We start from the raw sequence: 10,853 nt of genomic DNA on the forward strand, positions 1-10,853 counted from the left end.
AGCCGAGGTGCTGGCGATCAACTCGCCCAGGCCATCGGGGGTGTGCACATGCACGGTATCGACCCAGGCGCCGCTGTTGACCTTGGTGCTCTCAACCAGGATCTCGCTGTAGCTGCGCTGGTGGTCCACCTTGTAGTGGGTCTCCGTAGTGCTGGCGCCCTCTTTGACCAGGCGCTTGATGCGGCGGCCGCTGCTGTCATAACCGTACTCGACCGTTTTTGCGCCGGTGCTGACCTTGGCCAGGCGGTTGTCCACTGTCCAGGCATAGGTGGTGGTATCGGCGGGTGATGCCTTCTGCACCAGGTTGCCGCGCTCGTCCCACTGGTAGGTGGTGGTGCCGTTGAGGCTATCCACACTTTGCGTGAGGCGGTCATGGCTGTCGTACTGGTAGGTGGTGACCTGGCCGTTGTGGCTGACGCTGCGACGGCTGCGGTTGCCCACGTCGTCGTAGACGTAGTCGATGGTCGAGTCAAACACCGCAGGCGCGGTTTGTGCCACCCGCTCTTGCAGCAGCTTGCCAGCAGCGTCGTACTGGTAGTGCACCGAGCGCTCTACCGTCTCTTCCGGGCTGCCTACCCCCACCATGCGCTCGGCCACCTGGGTGCGCTGGCCTGCGGCATTGAGGGTGTAGACAAAGCTGGCAATGTCTGCACCGTCTGCCTTTTTGTGTAGCACGGCGGTCAGCTGGTTGGCCAGGTTGTACTGGTAGTCGGTGGTGCTGCCGTCGGCCCGCATCACCTGCACGCGGTTGCCGGCGTTGTCGTAGGCAAAACGGGTGGTGCTGCCATCGGGGTGGGTCAGGGTTTCTAGCTGGTTGAGCGTGTTGTAGCCGGCCTTGATGGTCTGGCCCGAGGTGCTGACCTGGGTGCGGTTGCTGTTGGCGTCCCAGGCGTAGTCCAGGGTCGCGCTGAAGCTGGTGCCCAGGCTGTTGTGGCTCCAGACCTCGCGGGTGACGCGGTCGTTACCGTCCAGGGTCAGACCCAGGTTGCCATAGGCCGTATCGGTCTGGCTGTTCATGCGGCCAAAGCTGTCATAGCCTTGGCTCAGGCTGCGGCCATCGCTGCGCGTGACTTTGCTGAGCTTGCCGCCCACGTCATAGCTGTAGATGGTCTGGCTACCGTCAAAGTCAGTACGGGTCACCAGGCGGCCTTCGCTGTCGTAGACCAGGCCTTCGCTCTTGCCGCCCGGCAGCGTGCGTGCCACGCGACGGCCAGCGCTGTCGTAGCCATAGCGGGTGGTGTGGCCGTTGGCATCGGTCTGGGTCAGCAGCTGGTTGCTGCCATTCCAGGTGTAGCCGGTCGCCTTGCCCAGTGGGTCGGTCACAGTCTTGAGACCGCCCAGCGGATCGTGGCCAAACTGGTAGGCATGGCCCAGCGGGTTGGTCTCGCTCAGCAGCACGCCATTGGCGTCATACGCAAACTGCGTCACCGCGCCATTGGCCAAGGTGGTGCTGGTGCGCTTTTGGGTGTTGTTGTAGACGTGGACCGCCGCCCGGCCCAAGCCGTCGGTGGTCTTGACGAGGTTGCCCGCCAGGTCGTACTCGCGCGTCACCGCAATGCCAGCGGCATTGGTCTGCTTGGTTTCACGGCCAGCCAGGTCGTATTCAAACGCCGTGCTGTTGCCGCGCGCATCCTTGCTGGAGCTGAGCTGGCCTGCTGCGTCGTACACGCTCTCGACGGCAAAGCCCATTGGGTCGGTGACCTTGGTGGCGCGGTCCAGCGCATCGTAGGCTGTGCGCGTGCACAGGCTGCCGGTGCAGCTCTGGGTTTCGTTGCCGTTGTTGTCATAGGCCCAGCTCTCCACCCTGCCATCCGGGTAGGTAGTTTTGGATTTTTCACCGCGCAGGCTGTACTCATGCGCCGTCTTGCGGCCCTGGCTGTCGGTCTCTTGCACCAGCTGGCCCGCCGCATCGTAGAGGTAGGTGCTGGTGTCGCCCACCGCATTGGTGCGGCTGGTGACATTGCCCTTGGTGTCGTAGCTGGTCTTTTCTACCACCGTGGTGGCAGGTTGGCCCGGCTGGGTGACGATGGCGCGCGTAGTGGAGATGACGTTGCCTGCGCTGTCGTAAGCGTAGGTGGTCACCGTACCGTCTGGAGCCGTCTCGGTCTGCTTGAGCGTGGTGCCATTGATCTTGGCATAGGTGTAGCGGGTGGCATTGCCGACCTTGTCGGTCATGCTGCTCAGGCTACCCGTCGGGCTGTAGCCCATGCCAAAGGCCTTGCCTGCGGCATCGGTGATGGCGGTCAGATCACCGCTGGCGTTGTAGCCATTGGTGGTGACGTTGCCTGCCGCATCGGTGATGGTGGTGACATTGCCTTGCGCATTGAAGGCCGTCTTGGTCACACGGCCGGCGGGGTCGGTTTCGCTGGTGACATTGCCGAATGCGTCGTAGCTGCGCGTGGTCTTGCGGCCCAACGCGTCGATCACCTCGATCTCGTTGTCATTGGCGTCATAGGCATACTGGGTGGTGCCACCTGCAGCATCCACTACGCGGGTGATATTGCCCCGGTCATCAAAGTCATAGACGGTGGTGTTGCCGTTGCGGTCCTTGATGGTCTGCTTGTTTGCCGTGTTGTCGGTACTCACCGTCACGGCCTTGCCGGCGGCATCGGTCTGGCTCAGCACGCGCCCGGCGTCGTCATACGTGGTCTTGAGCGCCAGCCGGCCCAGCGGATCGGTGTAGCTGGTCAGGCCATGCGCCACCTTGGGGTTCTCGTAACGGAAGTCGGAGACGGCATTGCTCTGGTCGACCACCGAGATCAGGTTGTCCGCCGCATCGTAGCCATAGTTCAGCACCTGGCCGCCGGGGCCGCTGATCTTGCTGATCTTGCCTTGCGCATCGCGGGTAAAGGCCAGCGCCCAGCCGCCAGAGTGGCTGATTCCGCTGCGCGTGAACTGCAGGCTGTTGCCGTTGCGGTCCTTGATCTGCTGGATGCCGAAGTCCTTGTTCAGGATGTACTCGATGCCATCCAAGGTGGTGAGCTTGTACTGGCTGGGGTTGAAGGTCTCGGTCGTGCCCAGGTCGAACAGATCACCACCGGCCAGGCGCAGATCGCCGTAGCCCAACGCTTCGAGCTTGCTGCCGCTCTTGTTGCTGGCCTTGGCGCTGAAAGCGAGGCTGACGCTGGGGTTGGACGCCCACTGCAGCACGCTCACACATTCGGGGCTGGCCCGCAGGTCGAACCGCTCGAGCCTGCCATCGGGCATACGCACCGATGCCACGCGGGAGCCTTGGGGCCGCACGCAGATCTTGCGATTGAAGCCCGAGCCCGTCTCCTGCATCACCCAGGAGCGGCCCAGCACACCATTGGTCTGCAACCAGACGTCCTGGTAGTCCACCGACCAGCCGTAGCCAAAGTCCATGCGCTGCGCGCGCTTGAGCGAGTCATAACTGCGCCGCACGGTGAGCGGCAGGCCATCGATCTCAAAAGCCATATCGGTAAAGGTCAGCTGCAGGGGCGCCGTCTTTTGCTCACCGCTGATAGCCACCGTTACCTTGGCGCTGGTCTCATTGCCCGAGATATCGCGCACGATCAGGCCCAGGTCGTACAAGCCGTTGGCCAGGGTCTGGGGGTTCAGGTCGCCGAGCTTGGCGGCCGTCACGCTGGCGCTGCCTCCGCCAATCTTGCTCCACTGGTTCTGGCCGGCTGGCGAGATCATCAGCAGGTACTCGGCCAGGTTGGTATCGGAGGCCGTGCCGATGATGGCCGTGGGCTCGAACACGTCGGTCACCGTGATGTCGTCCGAGCTGCCCGGTGCGGTGATGACGGCCAACGGCGCCAGCACATCGCTGGGGTCCTTGACGCCGAACCAGTCGTCCACGGTCACGCTGCTGCCCTTGGCATCGCGCAAGGTGAGGCGCAGGTTGTGCTTGCCCATCGACGTGGGCGTGAAGATGGCCTGGTAAGCGGCGTTTACCGTCACGGCACGGCCGTTCACCGTCAGGCTGCTGACGGTGTAGGGCGCGGTGCCGCCCTGCGCAAACACCTGCAAGGTGGTCGATTCACCCAGGTTGAGGTACTTGGGCGATGGCGTCACGCCTGCCTCCAGCGGGCCACCCGCTGCGGGCTCGGTCACGCGCAAGGTCCAGCTCTGGGTGACGGAGGCCTGGCCGTCCGACACCGTCACGGTGATCGCATGCGTGCCTTGCGAAGTCGGCGTGCCCGAGATCAGGCCTGTGGCCGACAGGGTCAACGTAGCAGGTGCGCCGCTCATCCGGTAGGTGAGGAAGTCACCATCCGGGTCTGTGGCCACCACCTGGTAGGCATAAGGCGCAGCAATGGCCGCAGTGGGCACGGGCGCGCTGGTGATGACCGGCTCGCGGTTGGCCGCAATCTGCAAGGTATAGCTTTGCACCACATAGGCGCCACGGCTGTCCTGCACCTTGATCTCTACCGCATGGCTGCCCAGCACCGGGCTGTTCCAGGTCAGCAGGCCGCTGGCCGATATGGCCATGCCGGCAGGGGCCTTGTCCAGCGCATAGGTCAGTGGGTCGTTCTCTGGGTCGGTGGCCGTGACCTGGTATTGGTAGGGCACGCCCGGGGCCCAGCGCAGCGTGGGCTTGCTGCTGATCTGGGGTGGGTTGTTGGTTGGCAGCTGCACGTAAACGCCAAAGCTTTGCGTGGCATAGGCCCCCTTGGCATCGGTGGCGCGCACGGCTACTGCATGGGTGCCGCCTTGCGCCAAGGTGGGCGTCCAGCTGATGGCGCCCGATGTGGCATGGATCGCCATGCCGGCGGGGGCTGAGACCAGCGTATAGCTGATGGCATCGCCATCCGGATCGGTCGCCCGCGCCGTGTAGGCGTAGGCCGAACCTGCGGTGGCCGAAGTCACCGGTGTGGAGCTGAATGCGGGTGCGCGGTTGGAGGCGCCCGAGACCGAGATGGCGTAGCCCTGGGTGGCGATGCCACCCTTGCCGTCCGTCACCTCCACCATCACAGGTGCCAGCCCAGCCACATTGGCAGGAACGCTCCACTGGATGGCACCGGTGCTGCTGTCAATCAGCATGCCCTGCGGGAACTCCGTCAATGCATAGACCAAGGTATCACCATCGGCATCCTCGGCCTTGAGCGCATAGGTATAGCTGGCGCCCGAGACAGCGCTGGTGCCAGGCTGCGTGGTCACCCGAGGCGGACGGTTGCCGGGCTGGCCCACGCCAATGGCATAGGTCTGCGATGCGGTACCGCCCTTGCCGTCGGTCACCAGCACGGTCAGCTGCGCCTGTCCGCTCGTGCCTGCCGGTACGGCCCAGGAGACCCGGCCCGTCTGCGCATCGATGGTGATCCCAGGCTCGCTGGTGGAGACACTGTAGGTCAGCACATCCGCATCGGGATCGCTGGCCAGAATCTGGTACAGGTAGGCTGCGCCGGCCGTGCCGGTGGCGACCGGGGTCGAATTGATCAGCGGCGGTCGGTTGGCGGTAACGCCCACGCCTATCGCATAGGCCTGGGTCACTTCGCCACCCCGGCCATCGGCCACTTTAATCTCCACCGTCTCGCTGCCGGCAAAGCCTGCGGGCACGGGCCACTCCAGCTTGCCGGTGGCAGAGATCGTCATGCCTGCCGGGCCGGTCTGCAGCTGGTAGCTGAGCGGGTCACCATCGCGGTCGGTGGCCACCACCTGGTATTCATACACCCCACCAGCAACGGCCGTCACTTTGGGGGTGGAGGTGATCACCGGCGGCTGGTTGCCGCTGGCGGGCAGCACTTCGAGCTGCCAGTTCTGCTGCGCCACGTTGCCGGCGGTATCGGCCACCTCGATCAGCAGCGCATGCACGCCCACATCGGCCACGCTGGTGGCCCAGCTCAGCTGGTTGCCCGTCCAAGCGGCTGCTGCAGGCCCGGAGGCCAGGCGGTAGCTGAGCGTCTCGCCCTCAGGATCGGAAGCCGTGACCGAGTAGCTATAGATGGCGCCAGCGCGCACCTGGCTAGGCGGGCGGCTGGTGATGGTGGGTGCCCCATTGCCATACACCGGCAGCTGGATTTCAAACGCCTGCTCGGTCTGGCCACCACGCTGGTCGTCCACCTGCACCCGCACGGCAAACTTGCCAGCGACGTTGCTGGCGAACTTCCAGGCGATCGCGCCCGTGCGCTCGCTGATCGTCATGCCAGCAGGTGCCTGCAGCAGCTTCCAGACCAGGTTGTCACCATCGGCATCGCTGGCCGAGGCCGTGTAGCCGTAGGTGGCGGGGTAGGCCACATAGGTGACCGGTGTGGCGATAAACACCGGGGCCCGGTTGGGGGTGGCCGTGGTGCGAATGCTGAAGCTCTGCTTGCCTTGGTTCCCATCCGGATCAGTGGCTGCCAGGACGACCGCGGCCGTCCCCGCCACCGGCGATGGCCAGGTCACGGCGCCGCTGCTGGCGTTGATCACCAGGCCAGCAGGGCCGCTGAGCACGCTGTAGACAATAGCGTCACCATCGCGGTCGCTGGCCAGCGCCTGGTAGGTATAGGGCTGGGCCACGGTGGCCGTCAACACCGGCAGGCTGGTGAATGCCGGGAACGCCTGCACGGACACCACCACGCGCTGCACATCACGGGCACCAAACTGGTCGGTGACCTGGATCACCAGCGGATAGGTGCCGGGCTCGGGGTTGGTCCAGTAAATGCCGCCAGAGGCATTGATGCTGATCCCCGCCGCCTGGCTGCCCAAGGTGTACTGCAACGGACCTTTCTCGGGATCTGTGGCGGTGACCTGGTGGGAGAAACTCACACCCGCAGGTACCTTGGCAGGAAACTGGCTGGTGATCTGCGGCGGCAGGTTGCCATCCACCACATGGATGGAGAAGGCCTGGCTGGCCAGCAGCCCCTTGCCGTCGCTCACCTGCAGGTTGACGCGGAAATCCCCCATCAAGCCTGGCTGCCAGCTGATCTTGCCGGTGGCGGCATCCACGGTCATGCCCACGGGGGCATACATCAGCTGGTAGCTGAGCGGGTCGCCATCGGCATCGATGGCCGTTGCCTGGTATTCGTACAGCTGGCGGACATCCCCGCCCAGCACGGGCTGGCTGGTGAAGATCGGCGGGCGGTTCACCGGGTCGCCCACACTCCAGTGCGCAGGCACATAGGTCGCTACCTCGCCAGAGCTGCACAGCGCATGGCCATCCACATCCAGCGCCCGGATGCTGTAGTAGTAGGTTTTTTGCGCCTGCACCGTGCGGTCCAGCCAGGTAGAGTGGCGCGACTGCGTGGTGCCCAAACGCACAAAAGGACCTTCCAGCTTGTCTGCGCGGTAGACCGCATAGCTGGCGGCGCCGGTATCGGCCCAGGTCAGCTGCACATTGCCAGGTTTGGCGCGCAGTTGCAGGTCATTGACGCAGGCGCCCTGCGGCGGAATGCTGACCGAGCCAAAGGCATCCACATACACATAGCCGCCGTGGCCGCCATGGGCACAGTCGGCGCCCACCACACGGATCTGCAGCTCGTTGCCCAGGCTACTGTCGGGCACCTCCAGATCCACATCGATAAAGGGCGTGGACACCCACTTGCTACCGTTGTAGACCGTGGTGTAGAACACGCGGCCAGGCTGGTTGGCAAAGGCAAAGTCGTAGTACAGCGTCTCGCCCTTGGTCAAATCCCTGATTTCAACAAAAAAGTAGGGCTGGCCCGTGGGCTCATGCCCTGGGTCCTCCAGCACGGCGGCATAGCTGAAGCGCACATGCAGCTTGCCGTCGCCCGGATCGCGGTCGGTTTCGGCAATCACACCCTTTTGGCTGATCTCGTTGATATGCGCACCGTTGTCGTGGTCGTTGACCTTGGCCGAGAAATTGCCTTGACGCGGCAGCACCAGCTGCGGCGCGCGCGGGTCAAACCGGCCGTCCACCACCGTGACCTTTTCAACACCACCGCCATTGAAACGCACATCGCCCACCTGGAATGGCGGCGCGCCGGTCAGGCCTGGATTGGAACCAAAGCGTTTGGTCCAGCTCGCTACCGTCTGGCTTTCAAAATCGCCATTGACAAAGATGGCGTGCGAATCTCCCCCCGCGCCCAGGCCCAGCACCAGCAGCAAGGCCAGCATCCAACCGCGCCGGCTGCCCACACCGCCCTTGCGCTGCAGCCACCGTGCGCCCAGCAGCAAGGTGCACACCGACAGCACGCTCAGCGCCAGCCATCCCATGGTGGGAATGGATTTGAGGGCGCCCGCAGGTGCATTGACGGAGGCGGATGCGCTGTTGTTGGACAACACGGGATCGGGCAACTCGGCGGCCACGGTTACGGTATTGACCAGATGACCGCCAGTCTGCGCCATGGCGCCCGTCACATCGATGGTGATGGAAGCGCCCACCGGCATCTCCGCCAGCACTTGGATATCGCCGCCTTGCCCTGACGCTGTGCCGCATACGGCACCACCGCGTGCACTGCAAGTCCAGCGTACGTCCTCCACGCCCGAGGGCATCAGGTCTTGCAGCCGCGCTGCGCTGACCGCTGCCGGGCCATGGTTGACAGCCACCAGCTGGAAGGCCAGCTTGCCGCCGGGCAGCACGTTGGGTGTGCTGGTGGTTTTGAACACCGCCAAATCGGCCTGCGCAGCCCCTGCAGTGCTGACACTGATCTGCACCAGGCTGTCATTGTTGGCTGCATTCGTATCCACGGTATCGGCGTTCGTTGGCGCCACCGAGGCTCGGTGCGTCAGCACGCCATCTGCAGTCGCTCTACCGGTCACCGTCACCACCACCTGGTTGCCAGCGCCAGCGGGCACCTGGGCATCCACCCGCAGCTGGTGGCCCATGCCTGGGCTGGCATCGCAGGCAGCCAGGCCCTGGGCAGTACACACCCACTGCACATCGGCCAGCGAGGCTGGCACCGTACTGCTCAAGGTCACGCCCGTGCCTGCAACCAGACCGGCATTGCTGACCACCAGGCGGTATTGCACCAACTCACCCACTTTGTATTGGGTACTGGCCACCGTCTGCGTGACGGCGTAATCCACTTGCGCACGGTTATCCGGTGCCGCGCCTTTGAATAAATAGAACTGCGCAAAATGCTTGCGCAGCGATGCCAGGTCATTTTGCGTAGCCCCGGCATTGTCCTGGTCACCCACGACCAACCAGACGCTGAGCTCCTGCCCGGGAGCCAATTGACCGGGTATGGCGGACAGAGCGATAGCCATATCCTCGCCAGCAGACGGTGCCTGGGTGCTATTGAGCAGATCACCGACCGCAGCGCGTGACAGCAAGGAGCCAGCCCAATAGCCCATCTCTCCCGCTTCCCATCGATCCGCAGCAATATGGCCAGCAGGTGCGGTCAGCGTCGGGGCCAACACCGACTCGTTGAAAAAGGTGTTATCGGCAGCATCCTGGTCAATATCCACAAAGCCGGTGATGCGCACATCGTCAAGCGGCGATGCGGTGCTATTTCGAAGTAACCACTTCCACTGCACGCCACTTGCGCCAAATCTGGATTTCTCGGCATTGATAAGCGTCAAGCCGTTTTTAAGCGGTGCTTGGACTTGCGCAGGGACTTGTAGTATTTCCTCAGCTGCAACGCCATCGCTGAAGAAAAGACTTACCCGCTCCAAAGTCATATTGGCAGTTTGTGCGACCGCAGATGCGGACCACAGCAACAACCATAAAGCCATCAAAAATATGCTTACCCAAACTATCTTTTGTTGCAGCTCTCGTCTTTGCGGCTGCGATACCTTCTGACCTGTCATACCCCGCCCGTCGCTCGATGATAGAAATGGGCGCCATTCTCTCTTGAAACCTTTGTTTCTCTCTATCACTGTTTTTAAAAAAAACTATATTTACTTATGGTTTCTAAACTTAGAGATTCCTTACGGTGTGACTTCCGTCAATCTATTTGCCGAACCTATAAATATAAAACTGCATTTCCAGCCATATTGCTTTTTCGCAGCCGCCAGATTTAAAAGCCAGCATTAGCTGGTTCTTTCGTCTGCCATTCGCTGCGCAGGCCTGGCTCCAAGCGGAACCATTCCGCGCAAATTCCCCAATTTCAGGGATAGCATTTTTCGCCCACTCGCATACCATCGCGGGGGTCCGCCCGCGCGTTTTTTTGCTTATCCATGCTTGAACCTTCGTTGCTTGTTGAAGATGCTCTTTTGCCTGTCCCCGTCCTGGTCGTGGAGGACGAGCCGCTTCTGCAACAACGCTTGCGCCAGGTGCTGCACCAGCTTGGCTATGAGGACGATGCGCTGATCTTTGCCGGCACGCTGGCAGAGGCGCGGGCTGTGGTCGCCGAGGGGCCGGTGGGCCTGGCCTTGGTGGATTTGCGCCTGCCCGATGGCAATGGCCAGTCGCTGATCGAAGAGCTGCGGGCCGAGGATCCGGGGCTGGGCATTCTGGTGGTGTCGGCCTGGAGCTCCGAAGAACTGATCCTGAGCGCCTTGCGCGCCGGGGCCACGGGCTATGTGCTCAAGCAGCGCGACGATTTCGAGGTGATGCTGTCCATCCGCAGCGTGCTGCGCGGGGGCGCGCCGATCGACCCCTTTATTGCCCGGCGCATTTTGCAGCTGCTGCCACTGCGCGTGCCCAAGCCGGCCGACCACGCAGCGCCCGCTGCCAGCGGCGGCGAGCCCGATGTGGGCCTGACGCCCCGGGAGGCCGAGATCTTGCGCCTGGTGGCCGATGGCATGAGCAACCGTGAGATCGCCAACGAAGTGCATCTGTCCCGCCATACGGTGGAGAGCCATGTCAAGCGCATTTACCGCAAGCTGGCCGTCTCCTCGCGCATGATGGCGGTGCGCGAGGCGCGCGCCCGGGGAATGATTGAGTGAGCCCGCGCGCTCACCCCCTGCCCCGCCTGTTGCAAGCCGGGGCGTACCTGCTGGTGCTGCTGTTTGTACTGCTGGCTGGGCCTGCGATGGCCCAAACCGCGCCAGCCAGCACTCCCCAG

General features: G+C 63.5%; 2 protein-coding genes. One reads left to right on the plus strand and one right to left on the minus strand.

Annotated elements, in window-relative coordinates:
- Window positions 1-9,426, minus strand: a 9,426-nt coding sequence (locus H928_RS26865) for a putative Ig domain-containing protein (RefSeq protein WP_204366295.1), incomplete at its 3' end; no start/stop codon positions are given.
- Window positions 9,427-10,023: 597 nt separating this feature from the next.
- Here H928_RS26865 and H928_RS0108940 point away from each other — a divergent pair.
- A complete protein-coding gene (locus H928_RS0108940) occupies window positions 10,024-10,734 on the plus strand; it encodes a response regulator transcription factor (RefSeq protein ID WP_043339384.1) in 711 nt (236 codons plus the stop codon).
- The last annotated feature ends 119 nt before the right edge of the window (window positions 10,735-10,853 follow it).

This window comes from Comamonas sp. B-9 (assembly GCF_000410635.1).
Classification (GTDB): Bacteria; Pseudomonadota; Gammaproteobacteria; order Burkholderiales; family Burkholderiaceae_C; genus Comamonas.